27 protein-coding genes are annotated in these 17,953 nt (G+C 40.9%); all 27 read right to left on the bottom strand.

Annotation, left to right across the window (positions count from 1 at the left end):
* Positions 1–6: 6 nt before the first annotated feature.
* On the bottom strand, positions 7–468 hold the full coding sequence (locus MZHIL_RS06125; protein WP_013898499.1) for a 50S ribosomal protein L30: 462 nt from the start codon (positions 466–468) through the stop codon (positions 7–9).
* Between the two features lie 2 nt (positions 469–470).
* Positions 471–1,109, bottom strand: coding sequence for a 30S ribosomal protein S5 (locus tag MZHIL_RS06130; RefSeq protein WP_013898500.1), 639 nt, complete (start codon positions 1,107–1,109; stop codon positions 471–473).
* Positions 1,110–1,119: 10 nt separating this feature from the next.
* A complete protein-coding gene (locus MZHIL_RS06135) occupies positions 1,120–1,641 on the bottom strand; it encodes a 50S ribosomal protein L18 (RefSeq protein ID WP_013898501.1) in 522 nt (173 codons plus the stop codon).
* Between the two features lie 44 nt (positions 1,642–1,685).
* Positions 1,686–2,144 (bottom strand): 50S ribosomal protein L19e, encoded by a 459-nt coding sequence (locus tag MZHIL_RS06140; protein WP_013898502.1) that lies wholly within the window; start codon positions 2,142–2,144, stop codon positions 1,686–1,688.
* Positions 2,141–2,566, bottom strand: a complete 426-nt coding sequence (locus tag MZHIL_RS06145) for a 50S ribosomal protein L32e (RefSeq protein WP_013898503.1) — start codon at positions 2,564–2,566, stop codon at positions 2,141–2,143. The genes MZHIL_RS06140 and MZHIL_RS06145 overlap by 4 nt, the downstream gene beginning before the upstream one ends.
* Positions 2,567–2,575: 9 nt before the next feature.
* The gene (locus MZHIL_RS06150) at positions 2,576–3,109 is read right to left on the bottom strand and encodes a 50S ribosomal protein L6 (RefSeq protein WP_013898504.1); all 534 of its coding nucleotides are present in this window, start codon (positions 3,107–3,109) and stop codon (positions 2,576–2,578) included.
* 19 nt (positions 3,110–3,128) lie between these two features.
* Positions 3,129–3,521, bottom strand: a complete 393-nt coding sequence (locus MZHIL_RS06155) for a 30S ribosomal protein S8 (RefSeq protein ID WP_013898505.1) — start codon at positions 3,519–3,521, stop codon at positions 3,129–3,131.
* Positions 3,522–3,532: 11 nt separating this feature from the next.
* Positions 3,533–3,688 (bottom strand): 30S ribosomal protein S14, encoded by a 156-nt coding sequence (locus MZHIL_RS06160; RefSeq protein ID WP_013898506.1) that lies wholly within the window; start codon positions 3,686–3,688, stop codon positions 3,533–3,535.
* Positions 3,685–4,194, bottom strand: coding sequence for a 50S ribosomal protein L5 (locus tag MZHIL_RS06165; protein WP_013898507.1), 510 nt, complete (start codon positions 4,192–4,194; stop codon positions 3,685–3,687). Before MZHIL_RS06165 ends, MZHIL_RS06160 begins: the two co-directional genes overlap by 4 nt.
* Entirely contained in the window at positions 4,187–4,897 is a 711-nt protein-coding gene (locus MZHIL_RS06170) for a 30S ribosomal protein S4e (RefSeq protein WP_013898508.1), read from the bottom strand. The genes MZHIL_RS06165 and MZHIL_RS06170 overlap by 8 nt, the downstream gene beginning before the upstream one ends.
* Before the next feature lie 10 nt (positions 4,898–4,907).
* On the bottom strand, positions 4,908–5,261 hold the full coding sequence (gene rplX, locus MZHIL_RS06175) for a 50S ribosomal protein L24 (protein WP_013898509.1): 354 nt from the start codon (positions 5,259–5,261) through the stop codon (positions 4,908–4,910).
* A gap of 10 nt (positions 5,262–5,271) precedes the next feature.
* Positions 5,272–5,670, bottom strand: a complete 399-nt coding sequence (locus tag MZHIL_RS06180) for a 50S ribosomal protein L14 (protein WP_013898510.1) — start codon at positions 5,668–5,670, stop codon at positions 5,272–5,274.
* A complete protein-coding gene (locus MZHIL_RS06185) occupies positions 5,667–5,996 on the bottom strand; it encodes a 30S ribosomal protein S17 (protein ID WP_013898511.1) in 330 nt (109 codons plus the stop codon). The genes MZHIL_RS06180 and MZHIL_RS06185 overlap by 4 nt, the downstream gene beginning before the upstream one ends.
* 6 nt (positions 5,997–6,002) lie before the next feature.
* Positions 6,003–6,299, bottom strand: coding sequence for a ribonuclease P protein component 1 (rnp1, locus tag MZHIL_RS06190; RefSeq protein WP_013898512.1), 297 nt, complete (start codon positions 6,297–6,299; stop codon positions 6,003–6,005).
* A gap of 1 nt (position 6,300) precedes the next feature.
* Complete coding sequence (gene rpmC, locus MZHIL_RS06195) at positions 6,301–6,504, bottom strand: 50S ribosomal protein L29 (protein WP_013898513.1); 204 nt, start codon at positions 6,502–6,504, stop codon at positions 6,301–6,303.
* Between the two features lie 3 nt (positions 6,505–6,507).
* Positions 6,508–7,443 (bottom strand): 30S ribosomal protein S3, encoded by a 936-nt coding sequence (locus tag MZHIL_RS06200; protein WP_013898514.1) that lies wholly within the window; start codon positions 7,441–7,443, stop codon positions 6,508–6,510.
* Entirely contained in the window at positions 7,443–7,898 is a 456-nt protein-coding gene (locus MZHIL_RS06205; protein ID WP_013898515.1) for a 50S ribosomal protein L22, read from the bottom strand. The genes MZHIL_RS06200 and MZHIL_RS06205 overlap by 1 nt, the downstream gene beginning before the upstream one ends.
* An 11-nt stretch (positions 7,899–7,909) precedes the next feature.
* Positions 7,910–8,323 carry a 30S ribosomal protein S19 gene (locus MZHIL_RS06210; protein WP_013898516.1) on the bottom strand — a complete coding sequence of 138 codons (414 nt, stop codon included), beginning with the start codon at positions 8,321–8,323 and terminating at the stop codon, positions 7,910–7,912.
* Positions 8,324–8,338: 15 nt separating this feature from the next.
* Positions 8,339–9,052 (bottom strand): 50S ribosomal protein L2, encoded by a 714-nt coding sequence (locus MZHIL_RS06215; RefSeq protein WP_013898517.1) that lies wholly within the window; start codon positions 9,050–9,052, stop codon positions 8,339–8,341.
* Between the two features lie 10 nt (positions 9,053–9,062).
* Entirely contained in the window at positions 9,063–9,311 is a 249-nt protein-coding gene (locus tag MZHIL_RS06220; protein ID WP_013898518.1) for a 50S ribosomal protein L23, read from the bottom strand.
* Positions 9,312–10,070 (bottom strand): 50S ribosomal protein L4, encoded by a 759-nt coding sequence (gene rpl4p / locus MZHIL_RS06225; protein ID WP_013898519.1) that lies wholly within the window; start codon positions 10,068–10,070, stop codon positions 9,312–9,314.
* Between the two features lie 6 nt (positions 10,071–10,076).
* Positions 10,077–11,090, bottom strand: coding sequence for a 50S ribosomal protein L3 (gene rpl3p / locus MZHIL_RS06230; RefSeq protein ID WP_013898520.1), 1,014 nt, complete (start codon positions 11,088–11,090; stop codon positions 10,077–10,079).
* 548 nt (positions 11,091–11,638) lie between these two features.
* On the bottom strand, positions 11,639–12,238 hold the full coding sequence (locus MZHIL_RS06235) for an indolepyruvate oxidoreductase subunit beta (protein ID WP_013898521.1): 600 nt from the start codon (positions 12,236–12,238) through the stop codon (positions 11,639–11,641).
* A complete protein-coding gene (gene iorA / locus MZHIL_RS06240; protein WP_013898522.1) occupies positions 12,235–14,046 on the bottom strand; it encodes an indolepyruvate ferredoxin oxidoreductase subunit alpha in 1,812 nt (603 codons plus the stop codon). Before iorA ends, MZHIL_RS06235 begins: the two co-directional genes overlap by 4 nt.
* Positions 14,047–14,352: 306 nt before the next feature.
* Entirely contained in the window at positions 14,353–15,009 is a 657-nt protein-coding gene (gene pyrF / locus MZHIL_RS06245; RefSeq protein ID WP_013898523.1) for an orotidine-5'-phosphate decarboxylase, read from the bottom strand.
* Positions 15,010–15,015: 6 nt separating this feature from the next.
* Entirely contained in the window at positions 15,016–15,963 is a 948-nt protein-coding gene (locus MZHIL_RS06250; protein WP_013898524.1) for a deoxyhypusine synthase, read from the bottom strand.
* A 27-nt stretch (positions 15,964–15,990) separates the two neighbouring features.
* On the bottom strand, positions 15,991–17,937 hold the full coding sequence (gene acs / locus MZHIL_RS06255) for an acetate--CoA ligase (protein WP_013898525.1): 1,947 nt from the start codon (positions 17,935–17,937) through the stop codon (positions 15,991–15,993).
* Positions 17,938–17,953 lie beyond the last annotated feature (16 nt).

The raw sequence follows: 17,953 nt of genomic DNA on the forward strand, positions 1-17,953 counted from the left end.
GCCACCTTACCTCATTTTATTTAACAGCCCATTTATTTCTTCACCGTGGTTCCCCAGAACTCCACCCATCTGCGCACTTCTCTTAATGCCTGCATGCCCCTTACGAGGGGGATGAAGCCTGAAAACGGGTTTAAGCTTTGGAACATCTTTTAATGTAGCTCTGTTCTCATAGACTGCCTGAGCAAAGTCCTCAATTGACTCAAAATCTGTGTTAGTGGAAATGTATTCGTCGGTGAGTCGAGAACCTCCTTCCAGTCTTCCTCGGTTTTTGAGCATCTGGGTAAGTGTTTTTGCATCTATTACCCCGTATGCAACATAATCCTTTACTTTCTGGATCATACCTCTGTTGTGAGCATTATCTTCCAGAACAACACAATGATTAATCCTGTGTAATCTAAGCATTTTCAGGGTATCCTCAATTGATCCCCTTACATTTACCTGACCACGAACTCTAACTACAGCATACATTTTCAATAGGCCTCCAATTCAGTATTATTCAGAGGGGATCTTACTGTATTAGTTTTCTTTAATGCTACATATGTTGCCTTAGCAAAGTTGAGAGTGGTACGGGTAGTTCCTTCGGTCCGGGTCCAGACATCTTTTATCCCTGCCTTTTCAAGAACCTTCTTAGCAGTGCTTCCGGCTGCAAGTCCCAGTCCTCTTGGAGCAGGCTTGAGCTCAACTATTACACTTCCAGCTTTTCCACGAACTTCAGATGGAACTGTATGATTAAGGCCACATCCGCATTCCCATGATCCACAGCCACGTTTGATCCGGATTATGTTGAGCTTTGCGTTATCAATGGCTTTTCTTATTGCAGGTCCAACCTGCGCATCCTTGGCCTGCCCAAGTCCGACAAACCCGTCACCATTTCCAACTATAACAGTAGCCCTGAACTTTACTCTACGGCCAGAGTCAGTCATCCTCTGAACCATATTGATATCAAGAACCTCGTCCTCAAGGTCCGGCAATAGAGTATCAATTATTTTTGATTCCCGGATTGGGAGCCCAGAATCAATAGCTTCATCAATAGAAGTTATCTGTCCTTCCTGAACAAGTCTTCCAAGCATTGTCTTGGGAACCCATTCCTCTGTATATTCATAAGCCATATTAAATCACCTAATTAAAATCAGAAAGTATCTTCTCTCTGGCTGCTTCAAACTGTTCAGACAGATTGGACCCTTCTATATATTCATCCACATGTTCGCCTTTTATTCTATCATCTGAAGGGAATATTTCAGGGTTATGAGGAATGTCCAATCCAGCATCTACAGTTCCTTTAAGTGCTGCATAAACACGGGAACCTTTAGATGAAGCCTGCAAACCGATATCCAGTATTCCACTGTCATATCCTTCCTTCAAAGCTTTGTAGCCAAAAAGTAATCCTGTCAGATATGCAGCAGTTGTATTTCCAGTTGATCCTTCATAACCATACTTATTCAATTCTGTTGATACTGCAGATGATAAAGTTACATCTCCCTCTAAACGGGAATTCACCAGCTGAATCTGGATATGTTTAGAACTTTTGCGAACTACAACACGATTCTGTTTGGATAAGATAAGTTTTAGCCGTTGATGATAGTTAGTTCGTCCTTCCCGTCGCCTTCTAAATGCAACTTTATATCTTGGACCTGTTGCCATTTGTAAATCCTCCGCATCTTCATTGTAAAAAATTAAATATTAAATTATTCCTGCTTTTTGATAAGGTTCTGTGACTCAAGATGAGATTCGAGATGAGCTACATTACGATATTCTCCACCTTTTGCTTTTCTATAGATTTTACAGTAAGCAGATTTCTCAAGAGCTCCTTCAGCACGAAGTTCTTTAAGCCTTTTTCTCAGTGAACGGATCTTCTTCATCCACTGTTCTTTAGTAGGATTTCGTGCACCTTTTTTACCTTTTCTTGATCCGTGCCCTTTTTGGTGTCCATACTTGCGTTTTGCATCTCTGAGTCTTGCACGACCTCGGCTGACACCCTTTACTTTCTGTGCCTTAATACTTCCATTCTGTATGAGGGTTCTGATATCTTCCCTGGTAATTGCAACTGCAATTTCTTCTGAAGCTGTAGGATCCATCCAGACCCTGTGAACACCGCATTTAAGTATTTCAGATGCCATTCTTTTCTGATTGGATAGGTCTGTCATTCTTCAGCACCTCCTCGAAGGTTAAGGATTTTAATTCCTATATCCATAGCCTTTGACTCTATTAAAGACCTTTTTCTGCCTCCTACAGTTCTTCCAATCCTGATTGCCTGAGTTAATGGATCTACGTTATCAATATCAGATAAAGTGTTAACCATAACTTCCTGATATCCGGAAGGATGAAGGCCTTTTACCTTTGAAGGACTACCATATCCTACCTGTGCAAGAGAACCTTTTGCCTTTATGTGCCTTCGAAGCTTGCTCTGCAAACCTCTTGGTTTTCTCCAGTTGGAATCAAGACGCTTGTGTTTATGTGAATCTGCCCTTTTAAACTGGGGCTTTTTATCCTTCTGAACTTTTCGCACTTTAAATAGACGTTTTGATTCTTCATCCATCGCAAGTTCACCATTATTGGTATTTTCCATTTAGACCACCTACACTCTCTTCTCCGTTAGGTATATTCCATCCTGGAATACACGTGGATCAAATTTTTTAATCCGGGTCAGCTGTTCAATATTTGCTGCAGTCTGACCAACATCTTCCTTATTGATTCCTTCAATTATGATTTCATCTCCACTTGTTTTGACCGTCGTATCACCAACGATCCTGGCAGAGCGGGGTTTTTTCTCACCAAGGAAGTTATTGACCACAAGCTTATTTCCTTCTACTTTGAGTTGCATAGGAAAGTGAGAATATACAACCTTCATTTTATACTCAAAGCCTTCGGTTACCCCTTTGATCATATTACGCATATGGGATGCGATAGTACCAACCATTGCCTTCTGTGTTTTCTTGTTAGATACAGCGTCGACAATAATTTCTGAATCAGCTATTTCTATACTTATGCCTGGATACCAGAAATGCCTTTCATTACTTCCTTTTTCTCCAGATGCTTTTAGTATATTTCCTTCAAATGTAACTGTGACATCATCAGGGATTGGTACAACTTTAGTAATTTCTTTTGCCATATCTTCATCTCCTCAATCATCAGTACACATATGCGAGTAGCTGGCCGCCGATATTACTCTCACGCGCCTCGATCTGAGACAATACACCCTCAGAAGTTGTGAGAATAAGTGCTCCAAAATTTCTAGCTGGCAAATATTGTTTTTCCCATTTTTCAAATTCTTCGGATTGTACTGAATATCGCGGTTTAATTGCTCCGCATTTATTAATTCTTCCAATCAGCTTTACCTCATAAATTCCTGCTTTTCCGTCTTCAATGAACTCAAACTCGCCAATATATCCGTTATCCTTCATGACTTTGAGTACATTTCCAATTAGCTTAGAAGCCGGTTTAATTGTGCAGGACTGTTTTCCAATATCTTCTGCATTTTTTATAGTTGACAGTGCATTAGCCAGAGGATCCAATAAAACCATAATAATTCACCTCATGTATATTTTTCAAATCCCATTTCATGGGCCATCTCACGGAAACAATGTCGACACATACATATCCCATATTTTCTCACAAGACCCTGCTTTCTACCACAGCGCCTGCATTCAAGTAAAGCTACCGTGTCTTCTTTTTTGACCTGAGCCATCATTCTACCTCCACGCCATATTTATCTTTAAAGAACGATATTGAATCCTCTTTGGTTATCCTATGTGATATGGGTACCTTACGTTTTGCAATCACCCTCTTACCTATCCTGTATCCAGGGCGTTTGAGGACTACAATGACATCCATTCCGAATATGCCAATGTTTGGATCATATCTCATTCCAGGAAAATCGGTATGCTCCTCAATTCCAAAAGCCACGTTCCCATTATTATCAAACTGTGCTGAATCAAGTTTGTGTTCTATAATTTCAAGAGATGTGCTGAGGAAATTTTCTGCTCGCTCTCCCCTAAGTGTAACCTTACAGCCAATAGGTTCTTTTTTCTTAATTCCAAATCCTGGAAGAGTCCTTTTAGCATGTGTTTCAACTATTTTTTGCCCAGTGATCTTTTCAAGAATCCCTTCACCATTTACAAGATGCTGGCCACTTTCACCAACACCCATATGGACAACTACCTTATCAACTTTAGGGATTAGCATAGGATTACTCATAAGTTTCACCACCCAGGTCTATTTCAGGTTCTTTCTCCCCAACAATCACAACATAATCTTCGATTGTTTCAAAGTCATACTCACCTGATACAGCTACGGTGTTATTCTTAGAGCTGCGAACCTTATTTATAGATCTGATAGTTCCAAGTTCACCTGAATGAGTACCGCCTACAATCATCGCAAGGTTTCCTTCTTTATACTCAATATGCTTTACTATCTCCTTATCAGGTAAAGAGATTATAACTGAGTCGTTAGGTTTGTACTCACTGGTAGCTATAATATTGGTACCATCACTTAAATTAAGCTGAACCTTTCCTCCTTTGACAGTGGTCTTTCCATTGATCTTGCACAGCTTTGTGGTAGTTATGTCCTGTAGCTGATTCAAGACCAATCTTCCCTTCCTATCAAGGAGTACTATATATGAAAGATTATTCAGTGGAATTGTTATAATGTCAAATAATCCGATTGGAAAACGTACATCTTTTCTCACAGTTCCGTCAACCAGTATTTTTCCATCTGACAAAACCTTCTTAGCTTCACTACTATTGTCCACAAGTTCCAGCATATCCCTTAGAACAATCCCGATTGGAACGCTCTGTGCTTTATGGTGAGGGCCTGGTCTTGTTGATAATGCCCATTTATTGGCTTTTTTTGGTATTTGCCAACTTTTAGGTACTGATATTCTTTTTTGATGTTTGCCCACAAAAATCACCTTATTTCTTACTTAATCTGGATTTTCTTTTCTCATCCTTCAATTCCAGTTTTGTAATAATAACATTTGAAGGATGGATCGGCCTTGCTACTTCAGTACCATCTGCTTTGATGGATATTGCTCCTTCGACCGATAATGTTCCTCTCTTTAATGAGACCTCTTCAACTTCGCCTGTAATGCCCGCATAATCTCCACATGCGATTTTAACAGTATCTCCAACTGCAACACGGGCACTTTTTCGACCGTATTTTTCCCGCAGGTCTTTTGAAAGTGGGGCTCTTAGATATTTCTGCCTTATATGAAGAGGTGCATTGTATCTTCCTTTTCTTTGCTTTCTTGGTTGTTTTGACACCATAAATAACACCTCACACAATTATAGAAGCTGTAGTACCTATCTTAGGATACCTTTCAGCCACTTCTCTTGCAATAGGACCTTTTACATCTGTGCCTTTTGGTATACCGGTTTCATCAGTAATCACCACAGCATTGTCCTCGAATGATACACGAAGACCATCAGGTCTTCTGAACTCTTTCTTCTGCCGGACAACAACTGCATGCAGTATCTGTCTTCGCATCTCTGGTGTTCCTTTCTTTACAGAAACGACGCACATATCTCCAATTCCTGCTCTTGGATGCCGGTTCTTAACGCCTCTATACTTTTTCACAGAGATGATCTCTACAGTTCGTGCACCAGTATTATCCACACAGTCTATATTAGCACCTGCATTCAATGCACGTGGAATTTTTGATCTCATTCCTTTCATCTCTGTTCCTCCGCTTTGATCACTACAAAAGACTTGGTTTTGCTTAGTGGTCTGCATTCTGCAATAGTTACAACATCCCCTACCTTTGCATTGATACATGGAGGGTTGTGTGCATGAATTTTTGACTGTCTCTTTTCATATCTCTGGTATTTGTCTACCAGTGTTTCATGACTTCTCTGGATAACCACTGTCTTTGTCATTTTGTTACTGACGACGTTCCCGGATAGAACTTGACCTCTGACCTTCAATGATCCATGAAAAGGACAATCAACATCATTACATTCTTCCTGAGGAATAGGGACATCCAGTCCAATATTTCGTACCATGACTAATTACCTCATGCGTATTTTCATTATATTCTTAATTCTGTTTTCGGGTTGTGAGAGTAATAGATTACCATTAACCTGTACATATTTTTCAGCAGAATTGTTCTTTATTTGAAACACGAAAGTTGAATTTTTTTTTGGAACCATTTTTTCACCGTTCTCAGTATCTATAATCAACGTGTTCTGTGTTTCATCAACAACTCTGCCTTCCATACCTACGTAGCTTTTGTTACTCGAATCTGTTATATTTACATTAAGACCTATTAGTTCATGAAATATCAGATTTGAGCATGAAATCTCCAATTCAACTCTCCTTTAACTCATGCTGGATTGTTTTTATCCTTGCTATGGTCCTTTTCAATTCACCAATTCGTCCAGGATTTTCAGGAGCTCCACCTGCTGATGCAAGTGCATATTCACGGATTAGATCGGATTCCATTTTTTCAAGTTCATCCATTCTCTCCTCTGGAGTCATATTCCGTATTTCCTTCCTTCTAAGGATTGCCATAAATCAGCCCTCCCTGTGAATACGAGCCATTGGATGCCAGTAGTTATGTCCTTCATGTTTATGTTGCCAGGTTCCATCTACAAGGCGGCGTTCTTCCCCTGGAAGTTCAGATTCATCAGGCTCTCCTAGAGATTCGTCTTTAGAAGACGATTCTTCATCCTCTGCTTCCTGGACAGGAGCTTCAGCTGATGTTTCTGGCTCTATTTCAGTCTCCTGAGTACTGGCCTCCACCTTTTCTTCCTCTGCTACTGATTCCCCTGTAGCTTCAGTATCTACAAGTTCCTCAATACCAGTTGCAGATTTTTTAGCTTCTTCGGATTCAGCCTTCACTTCTTCTTTCACAGGAACTTCTATTAGGTTAAAATTGTCAGGAAGAATAGCACCTGGGGGAATTATACGAACCACACAGCCAATAGTACCAAGTTTCTTTACTGCTGTAGCAAATCCATAATCTACGATATCATCCACGGGTTTACCAGCATGTTTGATATATCCATTAACCATTTTTTCCACACGTGATCTTGATCCGGTCAGCTTCCCTGAAAGAACGATCTCACAACCAAGAGCACCTGCACCCATGATAGCACGCATTGCATTGTGTCCTGCTTTACGGAAATACCATCCTCTTTCAATGGATGAAGCAAGTCTTGAAGCCATTATCTGAGCATTCAGAGCAGGATTCTTGACCTCCTGAGCATCAATTTGAGGATTGTCCAGATTATACATCCGATCAACCTCACGTGTCAGCTTGCGGATTACCTTACCTGCCTTTCCAATCACCATACCAGGTTTTTCAGCATATATCGTGATCTGAGTACCCATGGGAGTCCTGTTAAGATCCATTCCGCCATAGCCTGCTCTGCTTAACTGTTTTGCAAAATATTCGTTCATTGAGGCTTTTACATAGCCGTCCTGTACGAACTTTTTCTCAATTGCCATTAGCGCACCTCTTTTAAAATCATCTCTACATACACAGTTTCTGTATTCTTAGGAGTAGCTCTCCCACGAGCTCTTGGACGCATACCATGTATCACACGTCCTCTCTTAGCAGATATATGTGAAATGTACATATTCTCAGCTTCAAGACCTTTATATTCTGCATTGCTTTCAGCATTTTTTAAAATTTTCAAAAACTCCTGTGCAACTTTAACAGGATATCTGCCTGCTGCCATTGAGCCTTTTTTATGACCAAGGCTGTCACAGTGTCTTCTGAAAGGTACTGCCTGTTTGAGAGCAGTGACATCTTCAAGATACTTTCTTGCAGCTTTTGTACGCATTCCCTTTATAGCCCTGCCAAGTTCCCTTGATTTTTTAGGAGATATATGCAGTTCTGAACCCATTGCTCTGGCAGTTGAATCCTTATCAGATTCCACGGAATAATTAATTCTTGCCATCTGTTATCACCTTATTTTAGTGGAACAAATTTACTTGAACGGGTTGCTCCAACACCTGCACTGCCATGCTTAACTCTGCTTCGGGTCAGTGAGAATTCTCCAAAGCGATGGCCAACCATCTCAGGAAGAACTTCTACCTTTACAAATTCTTTACCATTATATACTTCGATATTCTTACCAACCATTTCTGGCAGGAATATCATGTTTCTGTGATGTGTCCTTACTGTTTCTTCTCCATCCTTGATCTTCTGAAGTACTTTTTTCTGTTCTTCTGAAAATCCTCTTTTAATACTTCGCCTTTCTCTTGCAGGAAGAAGCTCAGTAAATTCTTCAAGGCTTAATTTCTGTAACTCAGCGGTGGTTTTTCCGCGATATGTAAATTCGCCTTTTCTTTTTGGTAATCTTGATGTTGCTTTTTTTGCCATGATATACACCTCAGTTTAACGTTTTCCGGTCCTCCTTGCAGCAATCTGACCTACTTTACGACCAGCAGGAGTATTTCTGCCTACTGTTGTAGGTTTACCCGGATGCTTACGATTTCCACCACCGAATGGATGGTCTACGGCATTCATAGCAACTCCTGATACACGCGGATATTTTGTTGCTCTGGTCTTCATCTTGTGATATTTGTTACCAGCTTTCAGGAAAGGTTTGTCAGCCCTTCCACCACCAGCAACAATACCAATTGTTGCTCTACATTTTGGATTCAGCCATTTCATCTCACCGGAGGGCATCTGAACAACAACCTTTCCCCTCTCATGGGCAATCAATGTTGCAGAAACACCTGATGAACGAGCAAATCTGCCACCATCGTTTGGCTTTGATTCTATATTGCATATTGGAACACCTTCAGGAATCTCTGCCAGATATAGAATATTTCCTGGTTTGATTTCTGCACTGATCCCGCATGATATCTGCTGTCCAACAGAAGTACCTTCTGGAGCCAGTATAAAGCGCTCCTCTCCATTATCAAATTTTACCCTTACAATAGGAGCAGACCGTGATGAATCATGTTTTACGGCCGTAACTGTTCCATAGATTGTTTCATTTTCATCTACTTTAGGATGTTTGAGAGTGCCTTTATACTTGTGAGATGGTGCTCTGTAAGTTGGAGTTCCACGTCCTCTGTTCTGTGATATAAGTCTTTTACCCATTAATCTCACCTCACATTAATCCCAGTCTTGTAGCAATCTCATGTGCCGCATCTGTTTCTTCAAATGTGACAACTGCTTTCTTGAGACCTTTCATAGTAGTCATAGTACTGACAGACCTTACATCAAAACCATATTTTTTTGATACATCATCTTTTATTTGATGCTTGTTTGCTCTGGTATCGACTATAAACTGGAGTTTATTATCATCAAGTTGTGCCATTGATTTTTCAGTTATGAACGGAAATTTTATTGCAGTCATTTAAATACCCCTTTCTAAATTGGATATTGCAGATTCAGTCCATATTGTTAATCTTCCGGCGTGTGTACCTGGTGCAAGATGTTCAATATTTAACGAATCAACTGGAACAGCATCAACGCCTGGAAGATTTCTTGCGGACTTTAGCAATGGAGCCTGAGAACCTGTTACTATCAGAATACTTTTCCTCTGACGATACTTTCTACCACGGCCCTTTCCTTTTCCAGCACGGATTTTCCTGCCTTCTTTAGCACGAAGGACATCACTATAGACACCAACATTGTTCAGGTAGTTAACCAGTTCTTTTGTTCTGGTAAGTTCTTCCAAAGAATCATCTGCAACAAAAAGACCTTCGTTCTCAAATCTGTGACCTCGCTTTTTCACAATATCATAGTTCATTGTTGCAGCAATTGCGGATCTAAAAGCAATTCGTTTCTCCTTTTTGTTTATTTTCTCAGTTACATCTTTTTCAGGTTTTGGAGGATGAGCACGCCTTCCACCTACAGCCTGAGGGACTCTTGCTGCACGACTACCATTTGAAATTCGAGGAATCTGAGCAACACCCCTTCCTGAACCCCAGGAATGTGCAGATGTTTCCATACCAGAATATAAACGAGGACCATAAGGCTGATATCTTGTAGACTGCAGGGATAGAACTGCCTTTTTAATTAAATCCGGCCTGTAAGGCTCATTAAAAATCTCTGGTAACTCAATATTATCTTTTTCATTTCCTGACAAGTCAATAACTTTTGTTTTTGTCATTCAAGTTCACCCCTGTCTGGATCTTCTATTAATATGAACTATCTGTGGATCGCCTACACCATTCATCTTTGGTCTGACAGGCTCTCTCAATCTCACAAGTCTTTTCGAAGGTCCGGGAATACTGCCCTTTACAAGTATATAGGAGTTGCTGACAAGGCCATAATTAATAAAGCCACCATCCGGATTCACTTCATCTGCATCGGATGACATTTTGAGAATACGTTTATTATATTCAGTTCTCTGATGATAGCCCATCTGCCCCATCTGAGGTACTCTCCAGCTTACATGTGCCGGTCTCCACGGTCCCAGAGTACCAACCTGGCGAAGACTTCCTGCACGTGAATGTTTGTGCTTTGCCATCTGAATACCCCATCTTTTAACAGGTCCCTGAGTTCCCTTACCAGTCGTAATGGATGCAACATCCACAAGGTTGCCACTGTCAAAAATATCAGAAATTTCCACTTCATTACCAAGAATTGAGCTTGCATATTCAAACTTTGCCCGGACATCATTTCCACTGATAGAGGTTTCCATCAGATCAGGTTTTTTCTTGGGTATGCCGGTTATGTTTTTAGGAAGTGTGTATGTGGCCACTCTTATATCTGTAGCATTTCCTTCCTCTATAAGTCCTGAAATTTTGTCCAGGGCATTCTGGGTGCTGTAATCTTTGGGTAAACATATATTCCTGCTTAGACTCTCATCCAGATCAGATGCCCATGCTTCATAAACTGGCTTTTTACCATAAACGTCTTCTGCATACGCACGTATTGCAGCAACACGTATGGCAGGGGTCTCAATTATAGTTGCAGGAACAGAGATTTCAGTCCCTTCGGTTAAGCTGTTTTTCACGTTATCGATCATAATTACATGAGTCATACCAACTTTATAACCCGCAAAGTCCTGAAGCTTTGGTTCACCAGCAGACTCAGGCCATGATCTGAATTTCGCTATGTGGCTTTTCGCTCTTTTGCGTGGACTGAATGCGAGTGATCCTCGCCGTGGTCTATGTCCTTTTGCCATTATTTATCCTCCTGATTATACACTTGCTTATATTTTTTTGAATTGATTTGTTCTTATATTTTCGGATTTAGCTGGACAAGTAGGGAAGCAAGTTAAAAACCACAAACATGGCAGGATCCTCATCAAGACAGTACTATTTGAGCTGATGATTTCAGATCAAGAAGATATAATATGACTGCTCTCCAGTCTACCCAAGCTTGACCAGGTACCTGAACCTTGTTTTTGGTTTACATTCCAAACATTTGAAAGTGGTCGTCTCTAAAAGATTTAAACAAGCAGAACGTTCCAGGATGCAACAATGCATACATAGACGGGCATTCTACGAATTGGCCCACGTCCTGTTGTTAAATCCAACACACATCACACTACTTTTATGTCCTGTTATGCCCTGTAAGGATACAGGGCTAGATATAACATCTATTTATGGAATGTAAATAAAACACCCCATATATAAATGCTGTGCATGAATCCGGATGTTCTGACATCCAGATTATGTGCACAGACAAAAATATCGGTTTATTTTACTATGCAGCTGGAGTTAAAGATACTCATTGATCTGTAATCTGGCTTTTACCAAGTCTGAATGCTTCCATATTAATATCCAGTGTTCTGGGAGGTACCATCTCTTTTATGCACCCAACCAGAACTTCAGATTCAAATGGAAGATAATTTGATAAAGCACCTACCATTACCACATTCATGGATTGCTGATGTCCGGCTTTACGGGCCAGGCCAGTAGCATCAAATGAATTTACAGTAAAGTTATCTTCAAGCTCCTTTAAAATGGCCGAGATGTCGGGATACTTCGATTTTCCGGAAAGGACACTTACCGGATATACAGGCTCAGTATTCATAATAACAGTACCACCCGGCGAAAGATATTCAATGTACCTGATAGCTTCTGATGGTTCAAGCGCAAGCATGATATCTGCTCCACCCGGAGGTATAAGTGATCCAAGATCACAGCCGATCCTTATGTGATTTATGACGGATCCACCCCTCTGCGCCATCCCATGGGTTTCCGCTGCCCTTACAGAATAGCCCGATAACACTGCAGCCTTACCTATGATATCAGATGCAAGAATTGTCCCCTGCCCTCCAACACCGGAAATTATCAAATCAAATTTCGAGGTCTTTTTTTCACTCATTCTGAAACCTCCACTATTGCTCCAAACTTACACATCTGGACACATGAACTGCAACCTGTACACATAGAATTGATCCTTGCACGTTTTGATTCTTCATCAAACTCAATTGCAGGACAACCGAATTTTATACAGGCTTTGCATCCTGTGCACAGTTCAACATTGATAGTATAAGGTGAACATCTAATACCCATTCTTCTGGCCAGTATCATGCATGGCTGCTTGGCAACAACAACTGAAGTACCCTGAAAATCCTTTGCACTCCTGAATGTTTCAATGGTTGTGTTGATATCTGAAGGGTCCACAGTTTCAACAAACTCTGCTCCCAGGCTTCTGCACAGATCTTCAAAGCATATCTCTATAGTCTGTTCACCTGTTGCCAGTTTACCCATACCCGGATTTGGCTGATGGCCTGTCATAGCAGTTGTCCTGTTGTCAAGAACTGTAACCGTGATGTTCGATTTATTGTAAGTGGCATTCAGCAGTCCGTTTATACCAGTATGCAAAAATGTTGAATCACCGATCGAACAACATATTGGCCTCTTCTCACCAGAATTATAAATTCCGGAAGCAACAGTAATACTTCCCCCCATACACAGTGTTGTATCTACCGTCCCACTTTGGACTCCCAGTGTATAGCATCCGATATCGCTGGGATAAATCGAATCCGGTCCAAAGGCTTTTTTCATTGCATAATATGTGGCTCTGTGAGAGCAGCCTGGACACATTACAGGAGGACGATCTGGAAGATTCATCACTTTATTCATACTGTGAATTTTAATTTCAGGAGAATCAATATCACAGACTGTGGATATTGCCCTTTCACATATATCCACACTGAGTTCCCCATCCCGGGGAATAAAATTCGGTCCTTTACCTTTAACTATTATATCTCGACTATAATTGCTGGCAATTATCTTCAGGCGATCTTCAACAATAGGTTCAAGTTCCTCAATAACCAGAACAGTATCCACATTGTCAAGCATCTCTCGGATCATTGATTCAGGAACCGGATATGTTCCAATCTTCATAAAAGATACATCTAACCCCAGTTTCATAATGGCTTCCTTGGCATAAACAGAAGCAATACCTGAAGCAACTATACCAATTTTTGATCCACTGGATATCTCAAGCTCATTCCATGGTGATTTTTCCAAATAGGAAGCCACTTTTTCCTGAATATCCAGAAGCTGAGGGTGACGGACACAGGCATGCTTTGGGATCATTACCCATCTATCAACCTGTTTTTCAAAATGGGGTTCTGGATTGGTATCAGGGAGGTCTGAAAGTATAATATCAGATTTTCCATGAGATATACGGGTGGTCGATCTGAAAATCACAGGAATTTTGAATTTCTCTGACATTGAAAATGCATAGGGAATCATGTCCTTTGCTTCCTGGGGAGTGGATGGGTCCAGGCATGGAACCATTGAAAACTCTGAGTACCTGCGTGTATCCTGTTCATTCTGTGATGAATGGCATCCAGGATCATCTGCAACCAGTATAACCATTCCTCCTTCAACTCCCATATAAGCCAGAGTCATCAAAGGATCAGCTGCAACATTAACCCCTACATGCTTCATCGTAACAACAGAACGCACACCTGTCATCGCTGCACCAACCGCAACTTCCATGGCAACCTTTTCATTAACAGACCATTCCACATAGAAATTTCTGTTTTCCATAGAAGCTAGTGTTCCTATTATTTCTGAAGAAGGTGTACCGGGGTACCCTGTAATCACTTTTCCTCCACCTTCCAAAATGCCTCTAGCAATGGCAGCATTCCCAAGCATATATTCTCGGTTTTTCATATTAATCTCCTATTGATAGCAGAAAGGATGTTTAAAACACAACATGAATCCTTATATATAGATTTATCATGTATTTACCTGATAATTCTTCACGAGTAATATGAGTCATCATTATTAAAATCTACTAATTATAAGATTTTACTATGTTCTTCTAGTGTAAGAAACATAATTATTTGATATGAAAAAGCAAAAAATTACGATCAAAATATCCGGGTTTGGGTATTTCATGTGCCTCAGAACTCATAGGGCTCATCATATTGTCAGTAACAGTAATCATCACAGGCACATGAAATCAACACATCATATTTACCGGGTCACTGACTCTATTTCAGCAACAATACTTTCTGCCACTTTTTTAGGATATTGGGATTTATATATACTCCTGCCTACAATTATCCAGTCTGCCCCCGATGATATGGCGTCTGAAGCTTTGCCGCCCTGAGCACCTACACCAGGAGACATGATCTTAAGTTCATTCCCTATAATATTCCTTATTCTCTTTAAGGAGTCAGGTCTTGTGGCAGGCGCAACTACACCGGCTGCACCGCATTCAACTGCCATCTCTGCTATAGATTCAGCTACAGGAAGGAAAAAATCAGTAGCTCCAGGATGGCTCATCTCAGCCACAACGTATACTTCCTTTCCAAATTCCTCAGCAGTTTCAATGCATGAAGAAAGACTGTCCCTTCCAGGAAATCCATGTGAGATTACAGAATCCGCACCTGCTTTGAATACATGTTCACATATTAATTTGTTCGTATTTGGAATATCAGCAACTTTAAAATCTGCAATAACAGGTGCATATCGTGCCAGTTCTCCAATGATACCAATACCAGCTCCAAGCACCAGTGGGTACCCTACCTTTATAGCATCAACTGAATCACAGGTTTCTTCTGCTATCATGATTGCTTTTTGTTTTTCAACTACATCCATGGAAAGTATTAATCCTTTATTTTTGATCATATTTCATCAATCCTTCAAGCGGCTACGTGCAGCTGCCACAATAATAGGAAGAGTAATTGTTGCATCTGAATACACGGTTACCGATCTGGCTTCCTCACCAACTTTCCCCCATGATATAGCCTCCTCTAGGGATGCTCCACTGAGACCACCTGTTTCTGGAGTGTCCATAGTCAACTGTATTGCATAATCAAATTCTTTTGGAGTAACAAGCATCGACTGGAAGATATAATTCTTAGGAACGCCACCCCCTACAAGAAGAGCACCTGCTTTTTCAGCCTCATAACAGATATCCAGAAATTCACTCATATCAGCGAACACATCAACATTCAAAGGGTTAATTTGTTTGTATAGCCATGCCTGCAGACCAATTACACAATCCTGTATCGCAGGACAATAAACAGGCACATCATGATCTGCTGCTGTTTTGAGTATTGAATTATCATCATCCAGGTTTTTCCCAATAAAGCTTAAGAACTGGCGTATTGAGATTTTTTCCTCTCCCAGTTCACTGAAAACTGACTGCAGTTTTTCTTCCAGGCCCGTAAAATGGTGTTCTGGTAAATATACATCATATATTCGATTAATTTCATCATTTTTCAGACAGGCATCATTTATAGCATCAGTCCCCTTGTAATGATGGAGGTCCAGAGATTCTATTATGTCATGAACCAGATTTGCACCGGTTGTTACAAGTACATCAATATTCCCATCCCTGATCAGATCAGAGATAATACATCGCATGCCTGCAGGGACCATTGCTCCGGCAAGTCCGAAGAATTTGGTAGTATCTTCAGCTAACATCTCACAATATATATCAACCGCCTGTCCCAGGCGACCTGCACCAAATGCACACCCTCTCATCTGGCCTACAAGTTCATCCACATTCATACCCGGACTGATTCTGGCATGTTGAATTGGATATCTCAGTTTATCATGATCTTCCTCAATATGCATTACATACCTCTAATAAGTTTTACATATTCAATTGGTACCTGATTCATCAACCTTTCTCTTCAGTTCTTCAACTATCTCAGGATTCTGGAGAGTAGTAATATCTCCAACATCTTCACCATCAGCAATGGATTTCAATATCCTACGCATTATTTTACCGCTTCTTGTCTTTGGAAGTTCATCTGTAAAGAAAATATGTGCAGGACGTGCAATTGGTCCGATTTCATCTGCAACATGATCCACAAGATCACTCATAAGATTGTCACTTTCTGAAATTCTTTCTGCCAGCGTGACATAAGCTACAATGACTTCACCTTTAACTTCATCCTTTTTACCAACCACTGCCGCTTCAGCCACTTCTGGATGGGAAACAAGAGTACTCTCGATTTCCATAGTTCCAAGCCGATGGCCTGCAACTTTGATAACATCATCAACACGTCCAAGTATCCAGAAATAACTGTCCTCATCCCGGCGTGCTCCATCCTCAGACATATAGGTATCGATATCCCATTTACTCCAGTATGTGTCTATAAATCTTTGTTCATTCTTATATACGGTCCTTATCATACTGGGCCACGGACGTGTCAGGGCAAGATATCCCCCATGACCTTGAGAAACCTCATTACCCTCATCATCAAGGACCTTTGCCTTTATACCGGGGAAAGGTCTGGTAGCACTTCCAGGTTTTAACGGCGTAATGCCTGGAAGAGGAGTGATCATTATCATCCCGGTTTCGGTCTGCCACCATGTATCTACAACAGGACACCTTTTATTGCCAATATTTTCATAATACCATAGCCATGCTCTCGGGTTTATCGGCTCCCCTACGGTTCCCAGTAATCGAAGAGTAGATAGATCATGCTTTGCAGGGATATCCTCGCCCCACCTCATAAATGCCCTGATAGCAGTAGGTGCAGTATAAAATATTGTCACCTTATGACGCTCGACAATATCCCAGAAGCGGTCACGTTCCGGATAATCGGGAGCACCTTCATAGATAAGAATTGTAGCCCCGTTTGACAACGGGCCGTATACTATGTAGGAATGACCTGTTATCCAGCCAACATCAGCAGTACACCAGTATATGTCATCTTCTTTGATATCAAAAACCCAGTTTGTAGTTATGTGCGTACCAACCATATATCCGCCAGTGGTATGAACCACTCCTTTAGGCTTGCCAGTTGTACCGCTTGTGTACATCAAGAATAGCATATCTTCTGAATCCATAATTTCTGGATCACAGCCTGTACTGGCAGAATCCATCACTTCATGCCACCAGACATCCCTCTGTTTACTCATGGGTACATCACTGCCGGTATGCCTGACAACAATGACTTTATCGACAGTATCCACCCTGCTCACTCCTTCATCGGCTCTTTTCTTGTGTGGGATCTCTTTTCCCCGCCTAAGATACCCATCACAGGTAATAAGGAACTTGCTACGGGAATTTTCAATTCTCTGGGCAAGTGCATCAGCAGAGAATCCTGCAAACACCACACTATGGGGAGCTCCAATTCTGGCACATGCAAGCATCGCAATGACAGCTTCAGGGATCATAGGAAGATATATTGTTACAATATCACCCTTTTTAACACCCATATCTTTTAGAGAATTGGCAAACCTTGAAGTTGCATCCAGAAGTTGCCTATAGGTATACTTACGTATGTCACCTTTTTCTCCTTCCCATATAATAGCAGTTTTATCACCTCTGGAATCTATATGGCGATCAAGGCAGTTGTAGGAAGCATTCAGTTTTCCTTCAATAAACCATCTGGCATGGGGTGGTTCCCATTCCAGCACAGATTTCCATTTACTGTACCAGTCAATGTTCTCAGCAATTCCTTCCCAGAACCTTTCATAATCTTTTTCCGCCATGTCGTAGATATCAGGATCATTCATATTGGCCTTCTTTACAAATTCTTCTGGAGGTTCTATTTTCTGCCATTCTTTTAAACTGGATTCAATCGCTTCTTCCATAAATTCACCCCATTTA

The sequence above is a fragment of the Methanosalsum zhilinae DSM 4017 genome (assembly GCF_000217995.1).
GTDB lineage: Archaea > Halobacteriota > Methanosarcinia > Methanosarcinales > Methanosarcinaceae > Methanosalsum > Methanosalsum zhilinae.

What these genes read in the sequence shown, in the direction of transcription:
- MZHIL_RS06210 (WP_013898516.1), bottom strand. Translation starts at nt 8,323, where the DNA reads ATGGCAAAAAAAGCAACATCAAGATTACCAAAAAGAAAAGGCGAATTT.
- rplX (WP_013898509.1), bottom strand. Translation starts at nt 5,261, where the DNA reads ATGGTGTCAAAACAACCAAGAAAGCAAAGAAAAGGAAGATACAATGCA.
- rpl3p (WP_013898520.1), bottom strand. Translation starts at nt 11,090, where the DNA reads ATGGCAAAAGGACATAGACCACGGCGAGGATCACTCGCATTCAGTCCA.
- pyrF (WP_013898523.1), bottom strand. Translation starts at nt 15,009, where the DNA reads ATGATCAAAAATAAAGGATTAATACTTTCCATGGATGTAGTTGAAAAA.
- MZHIL_RS06180 (WP_013898510.1), bottom strand. Translation starts at nt 5,670, where the DNA reads ATGAAAGGAATGAGATCAAAAATTCCACGTGCATTGAATGCAGGTGCT.
- MZHIL_RS06250 (WP_013898524.1), bottom strand. Translation starts at nt 15,963, where the DNA reads ATGCATATTGAGGAAGATCATGATAAACTGAGATATCCAATTCAACAT.
- rpl4p (WP_013898519.1), bottom strand. Translation starts at nt 10,070, where the DNA reads ATGACAAAAACAAAAGTTATTGACTTGTCAGGAAATGAAAAAGATAAT.
- MZHIL_RS06145 (WP_013898503.1), bottom strand. Translation starts at nt 2,566, where the DNA reads ATGGAAAATACCAATAATGGTGAACTTGCGATGGATGAAGAATCAAAA.
- MZHIL_RS06135 (WP_013898501.1), bottom strand. Translation starts at nt 1,641, where the DNA reads ATGGCAACAGGTCCAAGATATAAAGTTGCATTTAGAAGGCGACGGGAA.
- MZHIL_RS06220 (WP_013898518.1), bottom strand. Translation starts at nt 9,311, where the DNA reads ATGACTGCAATAAAATTTCCGTTCATAACTGAAAAATCAATGGCACAA.
- MZHIL_RS06235 (WP_013898521.1), bottom strand. Translation starts at nt 12,238, where the DNA reads ATGAGTGAAAAAAAGACCTCGAAATTTGATTTGATAATTTCCGGTGTT.
- MZHIL_RS06205 (WP_013898515.1), bottom strand. Translation starts at nt 7,898, where the DNA reads ATGGCAAGAATTAATTATTCCGTGGAATCTGATAAGGATTCAACTGCC.
- MZHIL_RS06215 (WP_013898517.1), bottom strand. Translation starts at nt 9,052, where the DNA reads ATGGGTAAAAGACTTATATCACAGAACAGAGGACGTGGAACTCCAACT.
- iorA (WP_013898522.1), bottom strand. Translation starts at nt 14,046, where the DNA reads ATGAAAAACCGAGAATATATGCTTGGGAATGCTGCCATTGCTAGAGGC.
- MZHIL_RS06140 (WP_013898502.1), bottom strand. Translation starts at nt 2,144, where the DNA reads ATGACAGACCTATCCAATCAGAAAAGAATGGCATCTGAAATACTTAAA.
- MZHIL_RS06160 (WP_013898506.1), bottom strand. Translation starts at nt 3,688, where the DNA reads ATGATGGCTCAGGTCAAAAAAGAAGACACGGTAGCTTTACTTGAATGC.
- MZHIL_RS06155 (WP_013898505.1), bottom strand. Translation starts at nt 3,521, where the DNA reads ATGGTTTTATTGGATCCTCTGGCTAATGCACTGTCAACTATAAAAAAT.
- MZHIL_RS06185 (WP_013898511.1), bottom strand. Translation starts at nt 5,996, where the DNA reads ATGGTACGAAATATTGGACTGGATGTCCCTATTCCTCAGGAAGAATGT.
- MZHIL_RS06125 (WP_013898499.1), bottom strand. Translation starts at nt 468, where the DNA reads ATGTATGCTGTAGTTAGAGTTCGTGGTCAGGTAAATGTAAGGGGATCA.
- MZHIL_RS06165 (WP_013898507.1), bottom strand. Translation starts at nt 4,194, where the DNA reads ATGAGTAATCCTATGCTAATCCCTAAAGTTGATAAGGTAGTTGTCCAT.
- MZHIL_RS06150 (WP_013898504.1), bottom strand. Translation starts at nt 3,109, where the DNA reads ATGGCAAAAGAAATTACTAAAGTTGTACCAATCCCTGATGATGTCACA.
- rpmC (WP_013898513.1), bottom strand. Translation starts at nt 6,504, where the DNA reads ATGGCAATCCTTAGAAGGAAGGAAATACGGAATATGACTCCAGAGGAG.
- MZHIL_RS06130 (WP_013898500.1), bottom strand. Translation starts at nt 1,109, where the DNA reads ATGGCTTATGAATATACAGAGGAATGGGTTCCCAAGACAATGCTTGGA.
- acs (WP_013898525.1), bottom strand. Translation starts at nt 17,937, where the DNA reads ATGGAAGAAGCGATTGAATCCAGTTTAAAAGAATGGCAGAAAATAGAA.
- MZHIL_RS06200 (WP_013898514.1), bottom strand. Translation starts at nt 7,443, where the DNA reads ATGGCAATTGAGAAAAAGTTCGTACAGGACGGCTATGTAAAAGCCTCA.